This window comes from Agrococcus versicolor, assembly GCF_039531815.1.
Classification (GTDB): domain Bacteria; phylum Actinomycetota; class Actinomycetes; order Actinomycetales; family Microbacteriaceae; genus Agrococcus; species Agrococcus versicolor.
In genome coordinates, this window is the sequence record NZ_BAAAQT010000001.1 from 165,486 (window position 1) to 190,798 (window position 25,313).

Here is a 25,313-nt window from a genome sequence, read left to right on the forward strand (position 1 = left end):
ACGCTCGAGCGGGGCGTCGTGCGTCCTCCGCCACCGAGGCTCCTCGCGGCAAGCCCCCGCTCCCCGAGGCGCGAGCGCACCCATCCCGCGCCTCCCCACCCCGCTCCCGAAGGCGAGAGCGCACCCCACCCCGCTCGCCGAGGCGGGAGCGCACCCCACCCCGCTCCTCCCCACCCCGCTCCCTGAGGTGCGAGCGCAGCGAGCCTCGAAGGGTGCCGCCCCTCCCCAGCCCGCTCCCCGAGGCGCGAGCGCACCCCACCCCGCTCCCTGAGGTGCGAGCGAACCTCATCCCGCTCCCTGAGGCGCGAGCGCACCCCACCCCGCTCCCTGAGGTGCGGGCGAAGCGAGCCTCGAAGGGTGCCGCCCCTGCCCATCCCGCTCTCCGAGGCGCGAGCGCACCCCACCCCGCTCCTCCCCACCCCGCTCCCTGAGGTGCGAGCGCAGCGAGCCTCGAAGGGTGCCGCCCCGCCTGCCCCACGCGTGCTCCACCGATCCTCGCCGCCCGCCTCATCCCCAGGGCGGTGCGCGATGCGCCATCGACACGGGCGTGCTCCACGACGATCGCCCGCATGCCCCACGTGTACATGCTCCGATGCGCTGACGACTCCTACTACGTCGGCAGCACCCGAGATCTCGATCACCGACTGCAGCAGCATGCGATCGGCAAGGGCTCCGCCTACACGAGCACGCGGCTGCCGGTCGAGATCGTCTGGGCTGCGGAGTACGCCCGCGTCGACGAGGCCTACGCGATCGAGCGCAAGCTGCACGGGTGGAGTCGCGCGAAGAAGGAGGCGCTGATCCGAGGGGACTGGGCGCTGATCTCGCGCGCCTCTCGGCGACGCGGACTGCAGGGGCCGACGGGGTGACGGGTGGGAGGCCCTTCGAGGCTCGCTGCGCTCGCACCTCAGGGAGCGGGGTGTGGAGAACGCAGCTTAGGGAGCGGGTGGGAGCCAGCTCGGGAGCGGGAGGTCAGGGCCCTTCGAGGCTCGCTGCGCTCGCACCTCAGGGAGCGGGGTGTGGGGAACGCAGCTTAGGGAGCGGGTGGGAGCCAGCTCGGGAGCGGGAGGGCAGCGCCCTTCGAGGCTCGCTGCGCTCGCACCTCAGGGAGCGGAGGTGGGCACACCTCAGGGAGCGGGGTGGGCGCACCGGAGGAGCGGGGTGGGCGGCGCCGCGGGTCAGTCGTCGCGGCCGGGCAGGTGCACCTCGAGCGCGAAGTCCGCGCGCGGCTGCGAGGCGTCCTCCGCCTCGAGGCCCAGCGTGCGGTAGAAGTCGATCGCGACGTCGCTCGCCTGCCACTGCAGCATCCCGATGCGCGCCTCGCGCTGCGCCCAGTCGCGCACGGCCTCGAACAGCGCGGTGCCGACGCCGCGGCCGCGTGCCACCGGCGCGACCCAGAGGTCGTGCATGCGGGCGATCGAGCGGTCCTGGTCGAGCGCGGGGCCGTAGTCCTGCGCGGCGGCGTAGCCGGCGACGGCGTCGTCGACGACCGCGACCACGATGTGGTGCGTCGCGTTCTCGAGGTTCGTCGCGAGCCGCTCGCGGTAGCGCACGACCTTCTCGTCGGGGTCGTCGTCCGAGCCCCAGCGCTGCAGGAGCGCCGTCAGCGCCTCGAGGTCGTCGCGCGTCGCGACCCGGACTTCGACGCCTGCCATGCCCACAGGATACGGGCGCCGGCTGCACGAACCTCGGTGGCTCGTCCACAGCACGTGCCACGGGTGCCGGCGAGAGCCGCCACGATGGGAGCATGCACATGCTCCTGCGGTTCCTGCTCGCCATGCTCGTCCGCGGCAACCGAGGCCCGCGCCTCGCGATGGACGAGGTCAGCCGCATCGACCACCGGGTGCTGCTCGTCGACATCGACCTCCTCGGCCACATGAACAACGGCCGCTACCTGTCGTTCATGGACCTCGGTCGCATCGACCTCACGAAGCGCACCGGCATCGCCGACCGGCTGTCGAAGGCCGGCATCCACGCCGTCGTCGGGCAGCAGTCGATCGCCTACCGCCGCTCGATCGGCTTCCTGCAGCGCTTCACGCTCGAGTCGCGACTCGTCGGCGCCGACGAGCGCAGCTGCTTCATCGAGCAGCGCTTCGTCTCCGACGGGCAGGTCATGGCGCGCGCCCTCGTGCGCGGACGCTTCGTGCAGCGCGGCGTCGGCGCCGTGCGGATGTCGGTCGTCAGCGAGGCGTGCGGCTACGACTTCGAGGCCAACCATCCCGTGCCGGGCGAGATCCGCACGTGGGCCGACTGGTCGGCGCTGCCCGCGTCGAAGGCCGACCACCCGAGCGTCTGGGGCTAGCCCTTCGAGGCTCGCTCCGCTCGCACCTCAGGGAGCGGGGGTAGGCGTCGCGTCAGCGTAGCGACGGCCGACCACTCGATCGTCGAGGGGCTCGCCCTTCGAGGCTCGCTCCGCTCGCACCTCAGGGAGCGGGGTAGGCGGCGGCTCAGGGAGCGGGGGGAGGCGGCGGGTCAGCGCAGCGACGGCCGATCACCCGAGCGTCTGGGGCTCGCCCTTCGAGGCTCGCTCCGCTCGCACCTCAGGGAGCGGGGGTAGGCGGCGCGTCAGCGCAGCGACGGCCGACCACCCGAGCGTCAGGGAGCGGGGGAGCGCGGCGCGTCAGCGCAGCGACGGCCCGCCGTCGACGTCGTGACCGTGGAAGTACTTGCGGCCTGGCACCCACGCGAGCGCGTCGAGCGCATCCGCCCAGGCGAGCACGGCGGCAAGATCGTCGTCGGAGAGCAGCACGTCCTTGAGGTACGGCCCCGGGATGCCGCTCCACAGCGCGAGATCGGGTGCGAGGAACCAGTTGCCGAAGAGGCTGCCCTGCGCGTGGCATCGCTCGGCGCTCGAGCGCATGCGTCCGATCTGCTCGCTCGGGCTCCACGGACCGCTCTTCAAGAGGTACGCGGCGGGCTGCTCGGCGAGCGTCGTGACCGCCGCCTTCGCGAGGTTGACGAGCGTCGGCTCGACGCGGCGATCCTCCTGCCGGTGCACCAGCACCAGGAGGCTCGAGATGAGGCCACGACGCACGTCGGGCTCGCGCCAGTGCGCACGGCCCACGCGCACGAGGGCGTCGGTGGCCGACCGCGCCTGCAGGAGGCGGCCCGACCCGGCGAACGCCTCGACGAGCGCCATCGGCGCGTCGTCGAGGTACCGGAAGGTCGTCGGCTCGGCGATGTCCTCGTCGCGTGCGAGCGACACGAGCAGACGCTGCGCCTGCAGGCGCGCCTGCATGGAGGGCCCGTCCGGCGACGAGTCGTGGAGGAGGTCCACGAGCGCCGTGCGACCGGAGAGGTCGCCCTCGCGGGCCGCCGACGCGACCGACGCGACGCGCTCGTCGAGCGGTGCCGCCGCTGCGCGGTGCGGCGACGCGACGCGCTCCGGCCCGCCGGACGGATCGGGTCCGAACCAGACGGATGCAGGGGGCTCGTCGCCTCGGATCGCCTGCGCGCCCTCGACGGGTGCGGACGCGGGTGCCGGCGCAGGGGGCAGCATGGTGCCCGCGGGCGACGGCTCGATGGGGGAGCCGCGCCGCCAGCCGAGCTCGGTGACGAGGAGGTCGTCGTGCGCATGCGCACGGCACTCGTCGGCGAAGGCCTGCGCCGCCGCCTCGTCCTCGACGAGTCGTGCGAAGAGCTCGTCCGAGAGGGCGTAGCGCTCCTCGGAGTCGATGGCTCCGAACGTGACCGGGATCGAGAGGACTCGACGCCCGGTCTCCTCCTCGATGTCGAGGGAGTAGTAGTGCTCGCGCGAGAAGCGCACGGTTCGCGTCTTCATCGCGTCAGCCCCCTGGTACGAAGTCATCGACAGTGTAGTCAACGCCGCGCACGAGCCCGCCGCCGTCGATCACACCCTCTGAGATGCCACCCGGGAGCGTGCCGCCCGGAAGCCAGTGGTCGTTCGCACCCTTCTCGTTGCCGGTCGGCATGCGGATGCCGTGGTCGAAGGGGTTCGGCACGTCGACGCGCACCAGGTCGCCGTCGAGGCCGCCGGGGTCGAGGCCGAGCGCTCGCTCCATGAGCTCCTGGTCGCCACCCGTGTCGATGAGCATCTGATCGACCTCGTCGCTCGACATCAGGAAGCTGGTGCCATCGGCCTGCGCCGGCCCGTACTTCTCGAGGTTCGCGCGCGGCATGAAGCGCGTGCCGCCGTTCTGGAAGCGCGACTCGTGGTCGTCCAGGTCCTCCCGGGAGAAGTACGTCGACGGATGCGGTCGGCTGCCGTTGGGCAGCGCGTGCACGTCCGCGAGGTCGTCCGGCATGTGGTCGAAGCGGTCGAGGTCGCGGATCGCCTCCGCGTCGGACTCCATCTTGTCCGCGCGGTCGCGCGCGCGCTTCCTGTGCAGCCGCGCGATGCGACGGAACTGCGCCATGAGCGTCTCGCGCACCTCATCGGCTGCGCCGTCGAGCTTGCTGTTGGCCATCAGAGGGTCACCGATCCCATCACGCGGTCGAGAAGTCGAGGGCCATGATCTGGCTGACGAAGTCCTCGCCGAGGCTGTCGACGTCGTCGCTCGTCTGGGCCATGCCCGTGGATGCGCGGTCGAGCGCGTTCAGGTCGAGGATGAGCGCCTCGGCCTCGCCGACGGCGCCCTGCACGACCGGCGAGTCCATCGTCGCGTCGATGAGCGGCTCGGCGACCTGGATGAGCGGGTCCATGACCATCTCGAGCACCTGCCCGACCGCGGCGTCGATCATGATGTCGGCGAGGATGTCGAGCGCCTTCTTGCGGGCGACGAGGATCGCGGCCTGCACGGCTGCGCCGGCGCCGAAGGTCACGAACGCCGAGGCGATCGCGACGGCGATCTGCGCGGCGGTGATGACGAGCTCGGCGATGACCTTGAGCTTGAGGGCGACGATCGCGTCGGCGAAGAGGTCGACGCCGGTCGCGGCCGGGCCGACGAGGTCGGAGAGCTGGCGCATGCTGCCCGAGCGCTCCTCGTCCCACGCGTCGGCGTGGGCGCGGGCGAACGAGCCGGTGACGGACGCGTACGCCTCCTGCACGTTGGCGTCGGCGGCGTCGATGGCGGAGTTGAGGTCCTCCTCGAACTGCCGCATGATGTGCGCCGCCTGGTGGATGGCGTCCTCGTCGAGCTGCGGCCATTCGAAGCCGAGCAGATCGAGCACCCAGGCGAGCTCGCCGGGGATGGTCAGGGCCATGACGGCGCTCCTTGCTGGTCGTGCATGAGAAGAGGGTCGCGTCACGAGCTCGCAGGGGGCTCGGCGCTAGGTCAGACGCTACTGGCGGGGGCCTGGGTGCGCGATGGGGAGTTCTGCCCAGGGACCCGCCCACCGGCCCGCCCGCCGATCCGGGCGCCGTCCGCCCGCCGTCCGCCGGTGCGACGGCCGGCGAGCCGGCCACGTGCCGCGTCCGCCCGCGGGCGATCAGCGGCGCGTGCCGCGGATGCGCTCCCATCGGCCTTCGGAGACGACCTCGACGACGCCGTCGACCCACACGACCGCCGTCTCGTCGTCGATCGCGTACGTGTCGCACGGCACGTCGCGCGCCCACGCGGCGATGGCGGCGAGGCGCGTGTCGTCCATCTCCGGATCCTCGAGGTGGGGGTAGATGGCGAGGTCGACGAGGCCGAGCGGCGCCTCGGGGCCCTCCGGGTCGAGCCGCCGCCCGTTGTACGACAGCCCGAGGCTCGCTCCGACGGCCTGGCTGCCCGCCGAGAGCCCTGCGTACACGACGTCGTCCCGCAGGCTCGACAGCGCGTCGAGGAAGCCCGAGCGTCGCATCCACCCCGCGAGGTACGTCGGATCGCCGCCGCCGACGAGCAGCACGTCGGTGCTGCGCAGCCGCGGCAGCCACGCCTCCTCGGGGATCGTGGGGAGCGCGGTCAGCTCGAGCACGCCGAGCGATCCCCAGCCGAGGTTGGCGAACGGACCGCCGTGCGCGCCCGTGACGAGGTCCGCGGCGATGCTCGCGTCGAACCAGTGCCCGGCCGTGGGGATCACGAGTGCCGAGCACTGCGCGACCGGTCGCGGGAGCGTGCTGTCGAGCGCGGCGCGGACGGTGTCGTTCGTGACGCCCGCGGAGGTCAGGAGGTATCGCATGCAGCGACGGTAGTGCGCCCCGCTGCGTCGCGCGCCCGCAGCGCACGAGGTCGTCGCGAGCGGGGCTACCGTGCGCGCTCGTCGTCGGTCGTGAAGCCATCGCGCTCCTGCCGCTCCTCGAGCGTCTCGAGCTCCTGGAAGAAGGTCACCTGCCAGCCGGCGGGGCCCTGCACGCGGGCGTTCAGCGAGCGGAACGGCGTGCGCGTCGGCGGGGCGAGCACGTCCGCGCCGGCATCGGCGACCGCGGCGACGGCCCGAGCCGTGTCGTCGACCTCGAGGGCGAGGCGCAGCGTCGGGCCGCTCGTCGCGGGCATGCCCTCCACCTCGTCGATGGCGCGGGCGTGGGCCGACGAGGCGAGCTCGATGGTCGCGACGCCGGCGTGCAGGATCGACACGCGGTCGTCGCCCTCGGTGGCGAACGCGGCCTGCTCGGGCATCCCGAGCACGTCGCGGTAGAAGCGCACCGCCGCGTCGAAGTCGTCGGTCTCGATGATCAGGCGCAGCTGCCTGGGGGTCGTGGGATCGGTCATGCCCCCACTCTGGCCCCGGCGCCCGCGAGCGCCCTCAGAGGCGCAGCAGCTCGAGCGCCGCGTGGGCGGCGTTGTGCCCGCCGATGCCCGAGACGGCACCGCCGCGTCGCGCACCCGCCCCGGCCATGAGGATGCGCTCGTGCGCCGTCTCGACGCCCCATGCCTCGGCGATCGACCCCGGCGCCTCGTCGAGCCACGGCCACGACAGCGCGCCGTGGAAGATGTCGCCGCCGGGCATCGCGAGCGCGTCCTCGAGGTCGCGCGTCGTCTTCGTCTCGATGCATGCGGCGCCGTGCGCGTCCTGCAGCAGCAGCGGCTCGATCGGCTGGGCGAGCACGGCGTCGAGCGAGCGCAGCACCGCCGTCTGCATCGCGGCGCGCACGCCGTCGCGATCGCCGTCGTCGAGCAGCCGGTCGGGTGCATGGAGGCCGAAGACCGTGAGGGTGTGGGCGCCGGATGCCGCGAGGTCCGCGCCGAGGATCGACGGGTCGGACAGCGTGTGGCAGTAGATCTCGCACGGCAGCGGGTCGGGGATGCCGCCTGCGGCTGCCGTGCGGTGCGCGTCGGCGAGCTGCGTCCACGACTCCTGCACGTGGAACGTGCCGCCGAACGCCGCCTCGGGCGCGATGCCGCCCCGCAGTCGCGGCAGCCGCGACAGCACCATGTTCACCTTGACCTGCGCGCCCTCGGGGCGCGGCGCCTCCTCGCCGAGCAGACGCGCGAGCACCGCGGGGGCGACGCCGGAGAGCACGAGGTCGAATCCCTCCCTGCGCTCCTCGTCGCCCTCGATCCATGCGACCTCGCCGTCGGGCGCGATCGCCGTGACCGTGGCGCCGGTGCGCAGGCGGGCGCCCGCTGCGATCGCCGCGTCGGCGATGCCGCCGGAGACGCGACCCATGCCGCCGATGGGCACGTCCCAGTCGCCCGTGCCGCCGCCGATGACGTGGTAGAGCAGGCAGCGGTTGCCCGCGAGGCCGGTGCGGAGGTCGTCGAACGTGCCGATGAGCGCATCGGTCGCGACGACGCCGCGGACGACGTCGTGCGCGACGGCATCCTCGATCGCCTGCGCGATCGGGGCGTCGACGATCTCCGCCCACGCGGACGACGCGCCCGCGCGCGCCTGCAGGTCGGCGCGCATCGGCAGCCGCTCGGTCATCGTCGGGAACACGGCCTGCGCGACGAGCGCCGTGCGCCGGTAGAGGGCGGCGAAGCGGTCTGCGTCGGCGGCGGCGCCGATCGCGGCGAACGACGCGCGCGTCGCGTCGGCGTCGTGCTCGTCGACGAGCAGCCCGACGTCGGATCCCGCGACCGGCGTGTAGGACGAGTAGCGGCGGCGGGCGAGCGGCACCGAGAGCCCGAGGTCGTCGACGATGCGCCTCGGGAGCAGGCTCACGAGGTACGAGTAGCGCGACAGGCGCGCATCGACCCCGGCGAAGGCCTGCGTCGAGACGGCGGCGCCGCCGACGCGGTCGAGCCGCTCGAGCACCGTGACGTCGACGCCAGCGCGCGCGAGGTAGGCGGCTGCCGTCAGGGCGTTGTGCCCGCCGCCGACGATGGCGACGCGGGCCGTGCGGGGTGCATGCGCGGTCACACCGCGACGCTAGCGCCTCGGTTCCGCCGTCGGCGGAGCGGTGGGCGGAGTCGTCGGCGCGCCGCTCGCGCCGCCCTTCGAGGGGGCCGGGCGCTGCGTACGATGGCGGCATGACGGATGCCCCGCGTGGCGACGCGCCCGACTTCGACGACATCCTCCGAGCGGGCGCGGCAGAGGCCGACGCGCTCTCGGGAGACGACCGGGGTGCGCGCGACCACGAGGCGGCGGACGGTCAGCACGAGACCTCGGATCTCGACGACCTCGACGCGCTCTTCGGGTCAGACGTCGAGGTGCTCGACGAGCAGCACGCGCCGCGCACCGGCGAGCTCTCGACGATCGAGGCCGCGACGCCCGCGCCGCCGTACCGCACGCCTGCCGTGCCGTCCTCGGAGCCCGCGCCCTCGACGCCCGCTGCGCCCGCATCCGCACCTGCCGCTCCCGCGCCCGCCGCGGCATCCGTCCCGACGGGGGAGGCGCCGCGCGCCGCCGCCGCCGAGGAGCCGTTCTGGATCGCCGACGACGAGCGCGTCGACCCGCCGACCCAGGTGCTGCCCGTGCAGGCGCCCGCGCCGAGCGCTGGCGACGACGGCTCGAGCGACCCGTGGACCGTCGCCGGCGAGGCCGCACGCACCTCGGGCGACGAGCAGCAGGAGCACGACTGGCAGGTCGTCGAGCCCGAGACCGGCCGTGCATCCGACGCTCGCCCCGCCACCGAGGAGCCCGAGCGCGTCGGCTGGATGCTGTCGCTCGAGCAGCCGAGCATCGAGGCGGACCTCGAGCCCGAGCCCGGTCCCGACCCCGTCGCCGCGGCCGAGGCCCCGGCATCCGAGCCCCCGGCCGCCGAGTCGCGCGGGTGGATGCTGTCCGCGTCCGACCACGCCCACGGCTCGGCTCCCGGCTGGGATGCCATCGCCCGCACGGCGCAGGTCGAGCCGCTCGAGGTCGACCCGATCCTGCAGGTCGAGCCCGGCAACCCCCGTCAGACCGTCGACGCCGGATCGGCTGGATCGGCCGGCTCGACGGACGAGCAGCCGCACGGAGCGGACGACGACCTGCTCGCCGCCCAGTGGAGCGGCGTGCAGGAGGCGGCGAGCGCGCAGCCCGTCACCGGTCACGACCCCGGCGTCGTGCCCCCGTCGGCCCAGCCCGCCGGCGTCGCGCCCCCGCACGCGACGACCGCGCCCGTGCCCGGCCCGTTCCCGCATCCTGCGGCCGGCGCCCAGCCGACGGGCGCCGTGCCCGGCGTGCCGCAGCCCGGCCCCGCGCCCACCGCGCCGCTCGACCCGGCCGGGGCCGCACGCTTCGCGATCCTGCACCCCACCGAGCCCGACACCGACGACGAGCTCGCGCAGGCCGCCATCCACCGCGTGCGCGGCTGGCTCGCTCGCGAGGGACAGCAGCCGCGACGGCGCGACCGCTCGGCCGAGCGGCTCGCGGGCCTGCTCGCCGACGAGCGCGGCCTCGACTTCGCCATCGGCTTCGTCGATCGCGTCGTCCGCCCGGAGGACGCCGTCGTGAGCGCACGCGCGTTCGACCGCCTCAGCCGCGACATGCCCGACTTCCTCGACTGGTACCTCAAGCTCGGCGTCACGATGGGCGGCGGCTTCGGCGTGCTCGCGCCCGGCGCGGTCATCCCGATCGCCAAGCGCGCGATGCGCTCGCTCGTGTCGCACCTCGTGCTCGACGCGACGCCCGACCGCCTCGCGAAGTCGTTCGCCCGACTGCGGGCCGACGGCACGCGGCTCAACGTCAACCTGCTGGGCGAGGCCGTCCTCGGCGAGCAGGAGGCCGAGCACCGTCTGCGCGGCACGGCCGAGCTGCTGCAGCGCGACGACGTCGACTACGTGTCGATCAAGGTCTCGAGCATGGCGCCGCAGCTGCAGCTGTGGTCGTTCGACGAGACGGTCGTCGCCGTCGTCGAGCGGCTCCTGCCGCTCTACCGCATGGCGGCGTCCGGCCCCACGCAGACGTTCATCAACCTCGACATGGAGGAGTACCGCGACCTCGACCTGACGATCGCGGTCTTCCAGCGCATCCTCGAGCAGCCCGAGCTGCGCGGCCTGCACGCGGGGATCGTCCTCCAGGCGTACCTGCCCGACGCCCTGTCGGCCCTCGACGGCCTCACCGCGTGGGCGCAGCAGCGGGTCGCCGGCGGCGGCGCGCCGATCAAGGTGCGCGTCGTGAAGGGCGCGAACCTCGCGATGGAGCGCGCGGACGCCGCCGTGCACGGCTGGCCGCTCACGGTGCTGCCGTCGAAGGCCGACACCGACGCCAACTACAAGCGCGTGCTGCATGCCGCGCTCACGCCCGAGCGCACGCGCGCCGTGCGCGTCGGCGTCGCCGGCCACAACCTCTTCGACCTCGCCTACGCCGTCGAGCTCGCGCACCGCACCGGCACGATCCGCGCCATCGACGTCGAGATGCTGCTCGGCATGGCCGCCGAGCACATCGACGCCATCCGCGCCGACGTGCCCGAGGTGCTGCTCTACACGCCCGTGGTGCGGCCGAAGGAGTTCGACGCCGCCGTCGCGTACCTCGTGCGCAGGCTCGAGGAGAACGGCTCGGGCGAGAACTTCATGTCCGGCATGTTCGAGCTGGGCACCGATCCCGACGTCTTCCACCGCGAGCGCGACCGCTTCCTCGCCTCCGTCGACATCCTGCGCGAGCAGGGGCTCGCGCCGCTGCCGCCCAACCGCACCCAGGACCGCTCGGGCGACCTGTCGGTCGCGGTCGGCCCCGTGCAGGAGGAGGGCTTCGAGAACGAGCCCGACACCGACGCGTCGCTCGCTGCGAACCGCGCGTGGGGCAGGCAGATCCTCGAGCGCGCCGCGTCGTCGACCCTCGGCACCCGCACGCTCGAGCTCAACCGCATCGAGGACGTCCCGACCCTCGAGCGCCGCATCGGCAAGGCCGTCGAGGCCGCCGCCGGATGGGCGGCGAGCGGCGCCGAGGCGCGTGCGCGCATCCTGCGCGACGCCGCGGTCACGCTCGGTGCGTACCGGGGCCGCCTGCTGGAGGTCATGGCCGCCGAGACGGGCAAGACCCTCGCCGAGGGCGACCCCGAGGTGTCGGAGGCGATCGACTTCGCCCGCTACTACGCCGACCAGGCCGTGCTGCTCGAGGAGACCGAGCACGCGCGCCCCGTGCCCGTCGCGCTCACCGTGGTCACCCCGCCGTGGAACTTCCCCGTCGCCATCCCCGCCGGCGGCATCACCGCGGCGCTTGCGACCGGCTCGGCCGTCATCGTGAAGCCCGCGCCGCAGGCACGGCGCTCGGCGGCGGTGCTGCTCGAGGCGCTGTGGGAGGCGGGCGTACCCCGCGACGTGCTCGTGCTGTGCGACATGGAGGAGGGCGAGGTGTCGCGGCACCTCGTCGCCCACCCCGCCGTCGGCAGGCTCATCCTCACCGGCTCGTCCGAGACGGCCGCGCTGTTCTCGTCGTGGCGCGCCGACCTGCCGCTGCTCGCCGAGACGAGCGGCAAGAACGGCATCGTCGTCACGCCCTCCGCCGACCTCGACCTCGCGGTCTCCGACCTCGTGAAGAGCGCGTTCGGGCATGCGGGGCAGAAGTGCTCGGCGGCCTCGCTCGGCATCCTCGTCGGCTCGGTCGCCACGTCCGAGCGCTTCCGCCGGCAGCTCGTCGACGCCGTGCAGACGCTGCGCGTCGGGTCGCCGCTCGACCCTCGCACGCACGTCGGGCCCATCGTCGAACCCGCATCCGGACGCCTGCTCGAGGCGCTCACGACGCTCGGCGAGGGGGAGTCGTGGCTCGTCGAGCCGCGCCAGCTCGACGCCGAGGGCCGCATGTGGAGCCCGGGCGTGCGCATGGGCGTGCAGCCCGGCTCCTTCACGCACCGCACCGAGTTCTTCGGACCCCACCTGTCGCTCATCGCCGTGCGCACGCTCGACGAGGCCATCGCGGTGCAGGACGGCACCGACTACGGCCTCACCGCCGGCATCCACTCGCTCGACGTCGACGAGGTGCAGGAGTGGATGCAGCGCGTGCAGGCGGGCAACCTGTACGTCAACCGCGGCATCACGGGCGCGATCGTGCGCAGGCAGCCGTTCGGCGGCTGGCGGCTGTCGCAGGTCGGGCCCGGCGCGAAGGCCGGCGGCCCGTCGTACCTGTCGACGCTCGTCGACTGGGAGCCCGTCTTCCAGCCTCCGCGGTCGAACGTGAAGCTCGCCGGCCTGCACAAGCGGGTGTCGAACCTCATCGAGTCGGCGACGCCGCAGCTCGACTTCCTCGAGTTCGACCGCATCCGTGCGGGCGCCAACAGCGATCAGCACGCCTGGGAGGCGAGCCTCGGTCGCTCGCTCGACGTCTCGGACCTCGGGGTCGAGCGCAACGTGCTGCGCTACCGGCCGACGCAGACGCTCGTGCGCCTCGCCGACGACGGCACGATGGGGCAGCTCGTGCGCGTGCTCGCCGCCGCCGCGCGTGCTCGCGCCACGGTGCGCATCTCGTCGTCGCGGGCGCTGCCGCCCGCGCTCGAGCGGCTCGTGACGGCGCACGGCCCCGTGCTGCGCGTCGAGGAGATCGTCGTCGAGTCGGATGCCGCCTTCCACGACCGTCTGCGCTCGGGCGCCGCGATCGCACCCGTCGCCGGGCCTGCGCTCGACGACCGCGGCCGCGAGGTGCACGACGGCCTCGTGCGCTCCGGCGAGCCGACGCGTCGCATCCGCCTCGCGGGCACGGATGCGGGCCTGCGCCCGCTGCTCGCCGGCAACCCGACGGTCGCGGTCTACGACGCTCCCATCACGGTGGAGGGCAGGCTCGAGCTCATGCCGTTCCTGCGCGAGCAGGCCGTGTCGATCACGGCGCACCGCTTCGGCAACCCCGACGCGGCGTTCGCGGCCCTCGAGGTGTGAGCGCGGTCGAGATCCGCGCGCTCGCGGAGGCGGAGGTGGCGGTGCTGTCCTCCGCCGAGCCGCCCGGACGGGGGTTCGCGGCCGCTGCGTGGGCGGCGCAGCAGCGTGGGGAGTCGACGCTGCTCGTCGCATGGGAGGGCGGCACGGCCCTCGGGCACGGGCAGCTGACGCGCGCGGTCGAGCCCGAGCTGCGCAACCTGCACGTGTCGCAGGCGGCCCGCGGTCGCGGCGTCGGGACCGCGCTCGTGCGCGCCGCCGAGCGAGCGGCTCGCGAGGCGGGGGCAGCGACCCTCGCCGTCGGGGTCGGCGACGACAACCCACGCGCCCGAGCCCTCTACGAGCGGCTCGGCTACGTCGGCACCGGCATCCGGTCGACCACGACCTACGACTACGTCGACGACGCCGGCGTGCGTCGGACGGCGACCGAGACCGACGAGCTGCTGCGGGTCGCGCTGGGGGCGCCCGGCTCGGGCTGAGCGCGGCCCGCTCCGCGTCTCGGTCGGCTGCAGGTGGCGTGCGGTGCGCGCGGTCATCCCCGCGGAGGACGCGGCGCGCACGGTCGACGTGCTGAGATCGACGCATGCGCACGGGAGCCGTCCTCACGATCGCAGGCGTCGTCACGAGCCTCGCCGCGATGGTCGTCGCCATCGTCTACTTCTTCCAGCCGTGGCGCACGTGCGACTACGAGGACACGTCGGTGGGCTGCTCGATGCTGCCGGCCGACGCCGCGGTCATGATGGCGGCGCTGCTCGCGCTGCCGATCGGCGTCGCGCTCGCCATCGCCGGCGTCGTCGTCCTGCTGCGACGCGGCCGCGCCCGCCAGCTGCACGCGACCGCCTGACGAGGCGTCGCCGCCGAACGCGGCGAGCCCACCGACGGGGATGCGCCGTCCAGCCTCGTCCGAGAGGGTGGACGGCGACATCGAGTCGAGGATGGGATCGGGATGGACTGGCTGCTCGTCGCATCGACGCTCTATCTCGTCGGCGGCACGGCGTTCCTCGTCTGCTCCGTGCGGGCCGGGCGGCTGCGCGATCCGCGGGATGCGGACGGCCGTCGACGCCCGCGGGCGGAGGATGCGGACGAGCGCGCGGATCGTCTCGTCCGCATCGGGCAGGTCGTGCACGCGTCCTGCATCGGCCTCGCCCTCGTCGTCGGCGTCGTCGCGCGCCCCGAGTCGCTGCCCTTCGTGGGCGGGGCGGCCGCGATCGGCCTCCTGATCGCGCTCGTCGTGCGCGTGGTGCGCCGCCGCCGGCGCGCACACCGGGCCGCGACGCTCGACGCCGACGCGGCATAGGTCGCGGCTGCACCGCCGCATCCACGGCTGACAGACCCGCGAGGCGCGCATGGCGTCTCGCATCCCGCTCACGCGTGATCGCGGCGGTGGAGTTGGCGCGCGAGGCGCACGTCGATCGCCTCGCCGTCGGCCCGTGGGGATGGCCAGGAGGCCGTCGGGCGAGCCGACGCGTCGCATCCGCCGCACGGGGAGGGTTGCAGGCCGACGCCCACCTTGGCTGACCGATCGCCACCGGGATCGTGCCGCGGTTGCTCGGGCGCGGCGGGGCTTCGACCGCCACGGGTGACGGAGCCTGACAGGGGCCGTGCAGCGGACGCTCGGACGCAGCGGGCACGATGGTCGTGACGACTGGAGGATCCGTGCGCCGCACCCTCGTGCTTCCCGTGGCCATCGTGGCGACGCTCGTGCTCGGCGCGTGCGCACCCGGCACGCTCGACGCGGAGCCGTCCGCATCCGCCGGTGCGCCGTCGGCGTCTCCGTCCACCGCGCCGGACCCGTCCCCGAGCGCATCGCCCGAGGCCGATGGCGAGCGATTCGACGACGTCGACCTCGCCGCATCCCTCGTGCCGCTGCCGTTCGAGCCGGGCGAACCGGATCGATGGGGCGACTGGACGACGTCGCCTCGCGACGATCTGATGCCCGGTCTCGATCCGGCCGCCTTCGTCGACGCGCCCGAGTGCGCCGCGGCCGCAGAGGCGATCGTCGCGCTCGCACCGGAGGAGGTCGTCGTCGGCGGCTACCCCTACGACGACACGCTCGTGAGCTGGGTCGTCGTGGCCCGCATGCCGTCGCCCGACGGTGCGGCGGCGTTCGTCGACGCCGTCGACGCTGCGGCCATCGCCTGCACCGACGTCACGGGCACCGCCGTCGAGCAGTACGGCGTCGTCGGACTGGTCGGCCCCCTCGAGCCGTCCCCTGCGATCGAGGCAGCCGGCCACGGGTTCGTCGCCGTGGCGCAGGACGGGTCCAACCACTACACGGGATACGTCGTGGCCGCCCACGACGAGCTCGTCCTCATGACCGTCTCTGACATGATGGCCATCGGCTGGGATGAGCGCGCCGTCGCAGAGGTCCAGACCGAGATCGAGGCGCTCGACGCCGCGGCGGGCGGCTAGCGGTCGCAGCGACCGCCTCGGCTGCGCTCATCCGCGTGGAGGACGCGGGCGGCGCCGAGGTGCTGCGATCGCGCCATGCGCGCAGGCGTCGCATCCGACGGCTGCGAGCAGGCTGGCTGTCGAGCGCGGCAGGACCTCGACGACTCGATCTCGCGTCGTGTCGCGGCGGCCAGTCCCGCGGGGCTGCGGTGTCGCGAGCAGCGCCCCCTCCGATTCCGCGGCTGAGCGGGCCGTCGAGGACGCATCGCACGCGCCGGCCCGCTCAGGCGCGGATCCGGCGGGCGCACCGGCGGCGGGTGCACCGGCGGCAGGTGCGGCGGCGGCGGGTGCGGCGGCGCGACCGATCAGCAGCGCGGCATCAGCGCAGCGGCGGCGTCGGCTGCGGCTCCGCACCGCGCCCATCCACCTCGGAGTCGTCGATCGCGACGGGCGAGGGCGACACGGGGATGAGCAGCGCGAGGCCGGCCAGCAGCACGATGACGATGCCGATGATGCCGAAGCGGGTGTCCGAGAAGATCGTGACGAAGATGCCGAAGAGCGTCGGCGCGAGGAACGACACCGCGCGACCCGTGGTCGCGTACAGGCCGAACATCTCGCCCTCGCGTCCGGGCGGCGTGATGCGCGCCATGAACGATCGGGCCGATGCCTGCACGGGGCCGACGAAGATCGTGAGGATCAGGCCCACGACCCAGAACGCGGCCTTGCCCTGGATGAAGATCGCCGAGATCCCCGCGGCCGACAGGACGATGAGCGACGTCGTGATGACGACCTTCGGGCCGAAGCGGTCGTCCGCCCAGCCGCCGACGAACGTGCCGGCGCCCGCCGTGACGTTGGCGGCGATCGCGAAGAGCAGCACCTCGGTCGACGAGAAGCCGAAGACCGTGGAGGCGATGATCGCGCCGAACGTGAAGATCGCCGAGAGGCCGTCGCGGAAGATCGCGCTCGAGATGAGGAAGAGCAGCGTCTTCGGGCTGCGACGGCCGATGGCGCGGATCGTGCGGAACAGTCGGCGGTACGACTCGACGACGCTCACGCGCTCGCCCCGCTCCTTCGCGGGCAGCTCGGGCACCATGACGAGCACGGGGATCGCGAAGATCGCGAACCACACGGCGGAGATGACGATCGCGAGCCGCACGTCGAGCGCCTCGCCGTCGGTGCCCGAGGGGATGGCGAGCAGGCCGTTGGTCGCCGGGTCGCCGAACGGGAAGAGGAAGAGCACGAGCAGCAGCGCCAGCAGCACGATGCCGCCCACGTAGCCCATGCCCCATCCGAAGCCCGAGACGCGGCCCATGTTCTCCCTCGTGGAGACCTGGTGCAGCATCGCGTTGTAGTTGACGCTCGCGAACTCGAAGAAGAGGTTGCCGACGCCCAGCAGCGCCGCGCCGAGCCAGATGTACTCGGGCACGGGCGTGACGAAGAACATCGCGAGCATCGCGAGGATCGTGAGGCCCGTGTTGATCGCGAGCCACAGCTTGCGCTTGCCGCTGCCGTCGGAGCGCTGGCCGAGGATCGGCGCGAGCAGCGCGACGAGGCCGCCGGCGATCGCGACCGCCCAGGCGACGACGGCGGCGTTGTCGGCGAGGGCGCCCGTGAGCGCCTGGCCGCCCTCCGCGATGATCGCCGGCTCGACGAAGAGGTCGGAGGCGATGTAGCGGCTGAAGACGAACGTCGTGACGACGGCGTTGAACGAGGCGGAGCCCCAGTCCCACAGCGCCCAGGCACGGGCGCGCTTGCGCAGGATGCGGTCGTCGACGGTGGCGATGCTCACGGTGCCGAGCCTATGTCGCGACGGTGCGCTGCTCCTGGCTGGGCGCGGCGTCGTTCATGCGGTGTTCGCTCGACTCCCGCTCTTCGCAGCGCTGCAGCAGCAGGAGGTCTCGCCTTCCGGCCCCGAAGGTGTGAGCGGAGCGAGCCTCGAAGGGGTTCGTGCGGTTGGGTGCCCTTCGAGGCTCGCTGCGCTCGCACCTCAGGGATCGGGTGGGTGGAGCACCTCGGGGAGCGGGTGGGTGGAGCACCTCAGGGAGCGGGTGGGCGAGGCGGAGCACGAGGGGCGAGGGTGTGGCATGCTCACGCCGTGGACATCACGCAGACCCTCCTGCCGGGCGTGGGAGTGCGATACGACATGACGACGCGCAAGGGCGTGCCCATCAGCGTCGTCGTGCACCGCGAGGGACCCGCCGACCTGTGCGTCTCGAGCAAGCACGACCCCGACGACGTGCGCCTCGCGCTGCACCTCGACGAGGAGGAGATCGACGCGCTCACCGACGTGCTCGGCGCGCATCGCATCACGCAGAGCATGGCCGACGTCACCCGCGCCATCCCCGGCCTCGAGACGGCCCGTCTGCTCGTCGAGGACGGCACGGCCTTCGTCGGGCGTCCGCTCGGCGACACGAGGGCGCGCACGCTCACGGGCTGCTCGATCGTCGCGATCGTGCGGGCCGACGACGTCATCGCGGCACCGACGCCCGCCGACGTCCTGCAGGCCGGCGACTCGCTCGTCGCGATCGGCTCGCTCGACGGCCTCGAGCAGCTCCGCACGCGCCTGCGCACCGGATAGGTCGCCGTGCACGACATCTCCGCCCTGCTCCTCGAGCTCGGCGCCGTCGTGCTCGGGGTGTCGCTGCTGGGGCTCATCGCCCACCGCGTCGGCATCTCGCCCATCCCGCTCATGCTGCTCGCCGGGCTGCTCGTCGGCGCCGGCTCGAGCATCGACCTCGACGCCGCCGAGCCGTTCATCGAGCCGGCCGCCGAGATCGGCGTCCTCCTGCTGCTGCTCATGCTCGGGCTCGAGTTCACCGCCGGCGAGCTCGGGCAGTCGCTGAAGCGGCATTCGACGTCGGGGGCGATCGACTTCGGCCTCAACGCCTCCGCCGGCTTCCTCGTCGGGCTCATGCTCGGGATGCCGTGGCAGGCGGCGCTCGCGCTCGCGGGCATCACGTGGGTGTCGTCGTCGGGCATCATCGCCCGACTGCTCGACGACCTCGGCCGCGTCGCCAACCGCGAGACGCCGGCCGTGCTGTCGATCCTCGTCATCGAGGACATCGCCATGGCGATCTTCCTGCCCATCCTCATCGCCGTGCTCACGGGGGCGGCGTGGTGGCAGGCGCTCGGCGCCGTCGCGCTCGCGCTCGCCGCCGTGACCACGATCCTCGTCGCCTCGCAGCGGGCCTCGGGCGGCATCCGCTGGCTGCTGAGCCACCCGAGCGACGAGCAGGTGCTGCTGCGCCTGTTCGGCATCACCCTCATCGTCGCGGGGCTCACGCAGATGCTCGGTGCCTCCGCAGCCGTCGGCGCGTTCCTCGTCGGCATCGCGGTGCCGCCGTCGATCGCCGAGCGCGCCCGCGCCATCCTCGGACCGCTGCGCGACCTCTTCGCGGCGATCTTCTTCCTGTCGTTCGGCCTGCCGATCGTGCCCGCCGACCTGCTGCCCGTGCTGCCGGCGGCGCTGCTGCTCGCCGTCGTGACGGCGGCGACCAAGATGCTCACCGGCTGGCTCGCCGCCAAGCGCGACGGCGTGCTCGTGAAGGGCCGACTGCGCGCCGGCGCGACGCTCATCGCGCGCGGCGAGTTCTCGATCATCATCGCCGCCCTCGCGGTCGGCGCGGGCTATCCCGAGCTGGGTCCGCTCGCCGCCTGCTACGTGCTGATCCTCGCGATCGTGGGGCCGATCCTCGCGCGCTTCATCGTGCGGGCGCCGCGGCGCGACGCCGCCCTCGCCTAGCCGATCGCCTAGTCAGGCCCGCGTCGGCGGTCGTGTTCCGGGAGCTCGACGGCATGGGTGCCGACGGCAGCCAGGATCGCGGCCGGGATCGCGATGGCGAGCGCTGCGATCGCCGCGAGACCGACGTAGCCGGACGCATCCGACTCGGACTGCGAGTACGTCTGCGCGAACAGCACGAGGCTCGCCGCGGAGATCGCCAAGGCCAGCGCAGACGCTCTCGCCGCTGCTCGGAACCGCGTCGTCCCCGACCAGAGCCTCCCGAGCGCGATCCCTGCAGCGATCACCCCACCCATGCACAGCATGGTCAGGAGCCATTGCGCGGAGGACCCGACAAATGTTGAGGTGAACGTGGACATCCGATTGATCACGGCCAGGAGTACCCAGGAAGCCGAGGCTGCACCAAACGGTACGACCACCTCGAGCCAACGCCTGCTCCCGTGTCGCATCGCCGCTTCCTACCAGTTGCAGTTGCGCGTCACGTAGTGCGCAGGATTCGAGTACGAGGGAAGCGGGGCTCGAGATCCCTCGAGACCCCATGCGGGTTGCGGATCGAGGCCGCTGGCGCCGAGGAATCCGATGACGACCTTGCCAGCGGCGTGGACGGCACGATCGTGGTCAGAGCAGCGGACGGCATGTTCCTCGCGGGCGTTGCGCCGGCATGGGCCGTCGACGCGAGCGGAAGAAGTGCTGTAGACAGCGCGTCGACGACATCATCGGGTTCGTCCGCGTGTGCGGTGCTCATCCCTCCGATCGCCATCAAGGCCGTTGCCACGATTGCCATGCCTGCTCGACGTGTCCGCATCATCATCACCCTTCGCAGTCGGCGGCTATCGCGCCGTTCGGAAGTCGACCAGACCTCGCCCTCCGGTGGACTCACCTGCGCGTGATCGGCAACCAAGGTTGACGTCCGCGCGGTGGCACCAGCAGCGACGCCGAGGGTCTCGGCCTTCCCCTCGATCTCGTCAGGTCCTCGAGGGCCTTCTAGCGCCCCGCGCCCGGGGCTGACTCCCGCGCATGATGGACGCATGAGCCAGAGCCAGGTCCGCAGCGTGTCCGCAGCCTTCGACGCCGTCGCCGAGTCGTGGCAGCCGCATCGGCTCGCGACCGTGAACGACGCCGACGTGAAGGTCGTGCGGCTGCTCGGGGAGTTCGTCTGGCACACGCATCCCGACACCGACGAGCTGTTCCTCGTGCGGTCGGGCACGCTCGTGATCCAGCTGCGCGACGGCGACGTGACGCTCGAGCCAGGCGACGTCTTCGTGATCCCCGCGGGCGTCGAGCACTGCCCGCGCGCCGACGAGGAGGTGGAGGCGATCCTCATCGAGCGCGTCGGCACCGTGAACACCGGCGACGCGGGCGGCGAGCGCACGTCGGCGCTGCGCGAGCTCTGACGCTCGGGCCGCGGACCGGGGTCGCGGCCCTCGGGCCGGACGGGTCAGGCGGCGATCGAGATCAGCAGCGACGCGAAGACGGCGATGATCGCGGTCGAGTACGCGAACGCGAGCACCGAGTGGACGATCGCGAGCGAGCGGACCGATCCGCGCACGAGCTGCACGTCCGACGACGAGAACGTCGTCGACAGCTGCACCGAGAGGTAGAGGAAGTCGCGCAGCGTGCGCTCCTCGGTGCCCGGGAACGTCAGCGAGTCGTCGTTCGCCCACGAGCGCATGTAGTCCACGGCGAACACCGCGACCATGAGCACCCAGGTGCCCGCGACACCCAGCACGCAGATCGCGGGCAGCCAGATGCCGCCACGCTCGAGGTCGCCCGTCGCGAGGAGCACGACGGAGGCCACGCCCACGAACACCACGATCGCCGCCCACGACTTGGGGCCCGAGAGGAAGAAGAACCGCACGAGGCGGCTGCGCTCGTCGGAGCGAACCAGGAGTGCGCGGAGGCGGTCGCCATGGAGGCCGCGGAACGCGAGGGCCGTGAGCGCGAGGAAGATCGGGCCGTAGACGCCGAACGTCAGAGCCATGAACGCCGTGGTCGCCGTGGACTCGTCGAAGGACACGCCGGCGACGACGCGCACGACCGCCAGCGCGACGAAGCCGATCGCGACCGCGATCGCCGAGGCGATCGTGTGGCGCACGGCCTCGCGATGGGTCGCCTTCGTGCCTCTCGCCATGCGAGCCACCGTATCCGCCCGACGCCGAGACGCTCGCCGTGGCGGAGGGAGCTCAGCGGCGGGTGGGCGGTCGCCCGTCGTGCTCGCCGTCATGGCTTCGATGCCGGCTCCAGAGGCGGTCGAGCCCCAGGAGCGCGAGGAAGGAGAGCAGCGTCGACGCGAGCAGCGGCCAGAGGTCGAGCCGAAGGATCAGCCCGACGACCCCGATGATCGCCGCGGGCACCCAGGAGAAGCGCGAGAAGGCGTCGGTGCGCCGGGTGGTCATGCGCAGTTCCTCGCGCTCGTGGCGACGAATCGTCCGCGACCGGGAGTCATCACGCCGACACGGAAGCGGGCTCGCACGTGGCGAACGTACGTCTCTCTGCCGCGCCCGGATCCTCTGCACCCTGGGATCGTCGACTCGGGACCACCACTGGGCGCATCACCGACCGTGCGATCCCCGCCGCGCGGGGTCGGCGCCCAGTCGGCGACGGCGCGTCAGGCGGCCGTGGAGATGAGCAGCGAGGCGAAGACGGCGACGATGACGGTCGAGTACGCGAACGCGACGACGGAGTGCACGGTCGCGAGGCGGCGGGCCGGGGTCGCGACGAGCTCGACGTCGGAGGAGGAGAAGGTCGTCGACAGCTGGACGGACAGGTACACGAAGTCGGCGAAGGTCGGCTCGTCATCGCCGGGGAAGCGCAGCGATCCGTCGTTCGCCCAGAGGCGCATGTACTCCACGGCGAAGACGGCCACGAGGAGCACCCAGGTGCCCACGACGCACAGCACGCACGCGCCGACGAGCCACAGGCTCTCGCGTGCATCGCCCGTCGCCAGCAGCAGCACCGCCGTGACGCCGACGGCGACGATCGTCGTCGCCCACGTCTTGGGGCCGCCCAGCAGCAGCAGCCGCACGAGCGTGCGCTGCTCGTCCGAGGTGCGAAGCCGATCGCGCAGCTCAGCGCCCGGCAGCGAGCCAAACGCGACGTGCGTCAGGCCAAGGAAGATCGGGCCGTAGACGCCGAAGACGAGGGTGAGCGAGACGACGAGCGAGCTCGCGCCACGGATGCGCTCGTCGACCACGAGCAGTACGAGCAGCAGCGCGCAGGCGACGAGGGTCGCAGCCGCGATCGCGACGGTGTGGCGAGTGAGGTCGCGGTGCAGCCGCCGCGCGGGCTTCGACATGGGGACACCGTAGTGGCGGGCTCCGAGAGGCGGATCTGCGGCGTCCAGCGATGCATTGCCGATGCACAGCCACGAGGCGTCCCAGAACTTGACACGACTCGACGCAAGGTTAGACTTGAGCGTGCACGGCTCAGATCGTAGATCGCCGTCGTGCACCGGTTCCGGGGGACGAGCTCGCCGCCAGTCATGGGGGGTTGTCGGCGGGCTCCTCCACCGGAATCACGCACACCAGCAGACATCCGCAGACCACAAGGAGCAGCCACCATGGCACGAGCAGTCGGCATCGACCTCGGCACCACCAACTCCGTCGTCGCATTCCTCGACGCCGGGCAGCCCACCGTCATCGCGAACGCCGAGGGCTTCCGCACGACCCCCTCGGTCGTCGCCTTCGCGAAGGACGGCGAGACCCTCGTCGGCGAGCCGGCCAAGCGCCAGGCCGTCACGAACGTCGACCGCACCATCGCGTCCGTCAAGCGCCACATGGGCACCGACTGGACGACCGCGGTCGACGACAAGCGCTACACGCCGCAGGAGATCTCGGCGCGCATCCTCGGCAAGCTGAAGCGCGACGCCGAGACGTACCTCGGCGAGCCCGTCGGCGACGCCGTCATCACGGTGCCCGCGTACTTCAACGACGCCGAGCGCCAGGCCACGAAGGAGGCCGGCGAGGTCGCAGGCCTCAACGTGCTCCGCATCATCAACGAGCCCACGGCCGCCGCGCTCGCGTACGGCCTCGACAAGGGCAAGGAGGACGAGCTCATCCTCGTCTTCGACCTCGGTGGCGGCACGTTCGACGTCTCCCTCCTCGAGGTGGGCAAGGACGACGACTTCTCGACGATCCAGGTCCGCTCGACCGCCGGCGACAACCGCCTCGGCGGCGACGACTGGGACGAGCGCGTCGTCGAGTGGCTGACGAAGAAGTTCAAGGAGTCGACGGGCGTCGACGTCTCGAAGGACAAGATCGCCCGCCAGCGCCTCAAGGAGGCCGCGGAGCAGGCGAAGAAGGAGCTCTCCTCCTCGACGTCCACGAGCATCCAGCTGCCATACCTCTCCCTCACGGAGAACGGCCCGGCCAACCTCGACGAGACCATCACGCGCGCCCAGTTCGAGCAGATGACCTCCGACCTCCTCGAGCGCACCCGCAAGCCCTTCGAGGACGTCATCCGCGAGGCGGGCGTCACGGTCGGCGAGATCGCGCACGTCGTGCTCGTCGGCGGCTCGACCCGCATGCCCGCCGTCACCGAGCTCGTGAAGAAGCTCACCGGCGGCAAGGAGCCCAACAAGGGCGTGAACCCGGACGAGGTCGTCGCCATCGGCGCCGCGCTGCAGGCCGGCGTGCTGAAGGGCGAGCGCAAGGACGTCCTCCTCATCGACGTCACGCCGCTCTCGCTCGGCATCGAGACCAAGGGCGGCATGATGACGCGCCTCATCGACCGCAACACCGCGATCCCCACGAAGCGCTCCGAGACGTTCACGACGGCCGAGGACAACCAGCCGTCCGTGTCGATCCAGGTCTTCCAGGGCGAGCGCGACTTCACGCGCGACAACAAGGCGCTCGGCACCTTCGAGCTCACGGGCATCGCACCCGCGCCGCGCGGCATCCCGCAGGTCGAGGTCACCTTCGACATCGACGCCAACGGCATCGTGCACGTGTCCGCGAAGGACAAGGGCACCGGCACCGAGCAGTCGATGACGATCACGGGCGGCTCGAGCCTCTCGAAGGACGACATCGAGCGCATGGTGAAGGACGCCGAGGAGAACGCCGCCGCCGACAAGGCCCGTCGCGAGACGGCCGAGACGCGCAACGGCGCCGAGCAGCTCGTCTACTCGGTCGAGAAGCTGCTGGCCGACAACGCCGAGGCGCTGCCCGACGACGTGAAGACCTCGGTGCAGGCCGACGTCGACGCGCTGAAGACGGCGCTCGCGGGCGACGACGACGCCGCGCTCAAGACGGCCTTCGACACCCTCACCGCGTCGCAGCAGAAGCTCGGCGAGGCGCTGTACCAGCAGCAGGCGCAGGCCCCGGCCGACGCCGACGGCGAGCAGCCGCAGGCCGACCAGGAGTCGTCGAACGACGACGACGTGGTCGACGCGGAGATCGTCGACGACGAGGACGACACGAACGAGAAGAAGTAGTCCGATGAGCGACGACATCCGTCCCGAGGACGACAACGAGGGAGGCCCGGTGTTCCGCGACAAGCGACGCATCGACCCCGAGACCGGCGAGGCTCGCCAGAGCCCGGCGGACGCGCAGGCGGCCGCCGCCGAGGCAGCGGAGGCGGCCCAGCCCGCCGCCTCCGCGCCCGACGCGTCGGCACCCGACCCCGACGACCTGACGGCCGAGGACCGCGCCCTGCTCGAGGGCGAGGCGCAGAGCCTCGCCGACGAGCGGGCCGGCTTCGAGGCGCAGATCGCCGCGGGGCAGGAGGAGGTGCGCAGGCTGCAGGCCGAGTACGTCAACTACCGCAACCGCGTCGAGCGCGAGCGCGCCGCGGACAAGGCGGCCACGACGGCATCCGTGCTGTCGGCGCTGCTGCCCGCGCTCGACGACCTCGACCGCGCCGAGCAGCACGGCGACCTCGACGGCTCGCCGCTCGCGCTCGTCGCCCAGAAGCTCCGCGCATCCATCGCGGGCCTCGGCCTCGAGGCCGTCGGCGTCGTCGGGGAGCCGTTCGACACCGCGATGCACGAGGCGATCGCGCAGCTGCCGAACCCCGACCCGCAGGCGACCGAGATGACGATCGCCGACGTCGTGCAGCGCGGCTACCGCATCGGCGAGCGCCTCGTGCGCCCGGCGAAGGTCGCCGTCTTCGTGCCCGCCGACGCACCGGCGGAGTAG

At 72.8% G+C, this 25,313-nt stretch carries 25 protein-coding genes; 13 read left to right on the plus strand and 12 right to left on the minus strand.

Annotation, left to right across the window (positions count from 1 at the left end):
• Positions 1-569 precede the first annotated feature (569 nt).
• Positions 570-866, plus strand: a complete 297-nt coding sequence (locus ABD249_RS00830; RefSeq protein WP_344339348.1) for a GIY-YIG nuclease family protein — start codon at positions 570-572, stop codon at positions 864-866.
• Positions 867-1,175: 309 nt separating this feature from the next.
• Here ABD249_RS00830 and ABD249_RS00835 read toward each other — a convergent pair whose 3' ends face one another.
• On the minus strand, positions 1,176-1,652 hold the full coding sequence (locus tag ABD249_RS00835; RefSeq protein ID WP_344339350.1) for a GNAT family N-acetyltransferase: 477 nt from the start codon (positions 1,650-1,652) through the stop codon (positions 1,176-1,178).
• 92 nt (positions 1,653-1,744) lie between these two features.
• Between ABD249_RS00835 and ABD249_RS00840 the strand changes: the two genes are divergently transcribed.
• The gene (locus ABD249_RS00840; RefSeq protein ID WP_344339351.1) at positions 1,745-2,299 is read left to right on the plus strand and encodes a thioesterase family protein; all 555 of its coding nucleotides are present in this window, start codon (positions 1,745-1,747) and stop codon (positions 2,297-2,299) included.
• Positions 2,300-2,617: 318 nt separating this feature from the next.
• Here the strand turns inward: ABD249_RS00840 and ABD249_RS00845 are convergent, their stop codons facing one another.
• The 6 genes from ABD249_RS00845 to ABD249_RS00870 form a co-directional block, all read right to left on the minus strand.
• Entirely contained in the window at positions 2,618-3,778 is a 1,161-nt protein-coding gene (locus tag ABD249_RS00845; RefSeq protein WP_344339352.1) for a hypothetical protein, read from the minus strand.
• Positions 3,779-3,782: 4 nt separating this feature from the next.
• Positions 3,783-4,424, minus strand: a complete 642-nt coding sequence (locus ABD249_RS00850; RefSeq protein ID WP_344339355.1) for a hypothetical protein — start codon at positions 4,422-4,424, stop codon at positions 3,783-3,785.
• Between the two features lie 19 nt (positions 4,425-4,443).
• Entirely contained in the window at positions 4,444-5,160 is a 717-nt protein-coding gene (locus ABD249_RS00855) for a WXG100-like domain-containing protein (RefSeq protein ID WP_344339356.1), read from the minus strand.
• A gap of 225 nt (positions 5,161-5,385) precedes the next feature.
• Positions 5,386-6,060, minus strand: coding sequence for a Type 1 glutamine amidotransferase-like domain-containing protein (locus ABD249_RS00860; protein ID WP_344339357.1), 675 nt, complete (start codon positions 6,058-6,060; stop codon positions 5,386-5,388).
• A 65-nt stretch (positions 6,061-6,125) separates the two neighbouring features.
• Positions 6,126-6,590: a VOC family protein gene (locus tag ABD249_RS00865; protein ID WP_344339359.1), complete on the minus strand. Its 465-nt coding sequence runs from the start codon at positions 6,588-6,590 to the stop codon at positions 6,126-6,128.
• A gap of 34 nt (positions 6,591-6,624) precedes the next feature.
• The gene (locus ABD249_RS00870; protein WP_344339360.1) at positions 6,625-8,181 is read right to left on the minus strand and encodes a phytoene desaturase family protein; all 1,557 of its coding nucleotides are present in this window, start codon (positions 8,179-8,181) and stop codon (positions 6,625-6,627) included.
• Positions 8,182-9,488: 1,307 nt separating this feature from the next.
• Here ABD249_RS00870 and ABD249_RS00875 point away from each other — a divergent pair.
• From ABD249_RS00875 to ABD249_RS00895, 5 genes are all read left to right on the plus strand, one after another.
• Positions 9,489-13,052: a proline dehydrogenase family protein gene (locus ABD249_RS00875; protein WP_425546272.1), complete on the plus strand. Its 3,564-nt coding sequence runs from the start codon at positions 9,489-9,491 to the stop codon at positions 13,050-13,052.
• Positions 13,049-13,528 (plus strand): GNAT family N-acetyltransferase, encoded by a 480-nt coding sequence (locus tag ABD249_RS00880; protein WP_344339363.1) that lies wholly within the window; start codon positions 13,049-13,051, stop codon positions 13,526-13,528. Before ABD249_RS00875 ends, ABD249_RS00880 begins: the two co-directional genes overlap by 4 nt.
• Before the next feature lie 104 nt (positions 13,529-13,632).
• A complete protein-coding gene (locus tag ABD249_RS00885) occupies positions 13,633-13,893 on the plus strand; it encodes a hypothetical protein (RefSeq protein WP_344339364.1) in 261 nt (86 codons plus the stop codon).
• Positions 13,894-13,995: 102 nt separating this feature from the next.
• Positions 13,996-14,346 (plus strand): hypothetical protein, encoded by a 351-nt coding sequence (locus tag ABD249_RS00890; protein ID WP_344339367.1) that lies wholly within the window; start codon positions 13,996-13,998, stop codon positions 14,344-14,346.
• Positions 14,347-14,705: 359 nt separating this feature from the next.
• Entirely contained in the window at positions 14,706-15,461 is a 756-nt protein-coding gene (locus ABD249_RS00895) for a hypothetical protein (protein ID WP_344339369.1), read from the plus strand.
• Positions 15,462-15,819: 358 nt separating this feature from the next.
• On the opposite strand, the gene ABD249_RS00900 is transcribed toward ABD249_RS00895, so the two are convergent.
• Entirely contained in the window at positions 15,820-17,229 is a 1,410-nt protein-coding gene (locus ABD249_RS00900) for an MFS transporter (protein WP_344339371.1), read from the minus strand.
• Positions 17,230-17,535: 306 nt separating this feature from the next.
• On the opposite strand from ABD249_RS00900, the gene ABD249_RS00905 reads away from it, so the two are divergent.
• Positions 17,536-18,018 (plus strand): cation:proton antiporter regulatory subunit, encoded by a 483-nt coding sequence (locus ABD249_RS00905; RefSeq protein WP_344339373.1) that lies wholly within the window; start codon positions 17,536-17,538, stop codon positions 18,016-18,018.
• Between the two features lie 6 nt (positions 18,019-18,024).
• On the plus strand, positions 18,025-19,182 hold the full coding sequence (locus ABD249_RS00910; RefSeq protein WP_344339376.1) for a cation:proton antiporter: 1,158 nt from the start codon (positions 18,025-18,027) through the stop codon (positions 19,180-19,182).
• Between the two features lie 8 nt (positions 19,183-19,190).
• On the opposite strand, the gene ABD249_RS00915 is transcribed toward ABD249_RS00910, so the two are convergent.
• Positions 19,191-19,538: a hypothetical protein gene (locus tag ABD249_RS00915; RefSeq protein ID WP_344339378.1), complete on the minus strand. Its 348-nt coding sequence runs from the start codon at positions 19,536-19,538 to the stop codon at positions 19,191-19,193.
• A gap of 186 nt (positions 19,539-19,724) precedes the next feature.
• Between ABD249_RS00915 and ABD249_RS00920 the strand changes: the two genes are divergently transcribed.
• Together ABD249_RS00920 and ABD249_RS00925 are read left to right on the plus strand one after the other, a co-directional pair.
• Positions 19,725-20,069: a hypothetical protein gene (locus ABD249_RS00920; protein ID WP_344339380.1), complete on the plus strand. Its 345-nt coding sequence runs from the start codon at positions 19,725-19,727 to the stop codon at positions 20,067-20,069.
• Between the two features lie 138 nt (positions 20,070-20,207).
• The gene (locus ABD249_RS00925; RefSeq protein WP_344339382.1) at positions 20,208-20,573 is read left to right on the plus strand and encodes a cupin domain-containing protein; all 366 of its coding nucleotides are present in this window, start codon (positions 20,208-20,210) and stop codon (positions 20,571-20,573) included.
• A 44-nt stretch (positions 20,574-20,617) separates the two neighbouring features.
• On the opposite strand, the gene ABD249_RS00930 is transcribed toward ABD249_RS00925, so the two are convergent.
• The 3 genes from ABD249_RS00930 to ABD249_RS00940 all read right to left on the minus strand — a co-directional run bounded on the left by ABD249_RS00930 (position 20,618) and on the right by ABD249_RS00940 (position 22,474).
• Positions 20,618-21,310 carry a DUF1345 domain-containing protein gene (locus ABD249_RS00930; protein WP_344339384.1) on the minus strand — a complete coding sequence of 231 codons (693 nt, stop codon included), beginning with the start codon at positions 21,308-21,310 and terminating at the stop codon, positions 20,618-20,620.
• Positions 21,311-21,362: 52 nt separating this feature from the next.
• On the minus strand, positions 21,363-21,575 hold the full coding sequence (locus ABD249_RS00935; protein WP_344339386.1) for a hypothetical protein: 213 nt from the start codon (positions 21,573-21,575) through the stop codon (positions 21,363-21,365).
• Positions 21,576-21,787: 212 nt separating this feature from the next.
• Positions 21,788-22,474 carry a DUF1345 domain-containing protein gene (locus ABD249_RS00940; RefSeq protein WP_344339388.1) on the minus strand — a complete coding sequence of 229 codons (687 nt, stop codon included), beginning with the start codon at positions 22,472-22,474 and terminating at the stop codon, positions 21,788-21,790.
• Positions 22,475-22,738: 264 nt separating this feature from the next.
• Here ABD249_RS00940 and dnaK point away from each other — a divergent pair, with 264 nt between their 5' ends.
• Positions 22,739-24,610: a molecular chaperone DnaK gene (gene dnaK / locus ABD249_RS00945; protein WP_344339390.1), complete on the plus strand. Its 1,872-nt coding sequence runs from the start codon at positions 22,739-22,741 to the stop codon at positions 24,608-24,610.
• Between the two features lie 4 nt (positions 24,611-24,614).
• Positions 24,615-25,313 carry a nucleotide exchange factor GrpE gene (locus tag ABD249_RS00950; protein ID WP_344339391.1) on the plus strand — a complete coding sequence of 233 codons (699 nt, stop codon included), beginning with the start codon at positions 24,615-24,617 and terminating at the stop codon, positions 25,311-25,313.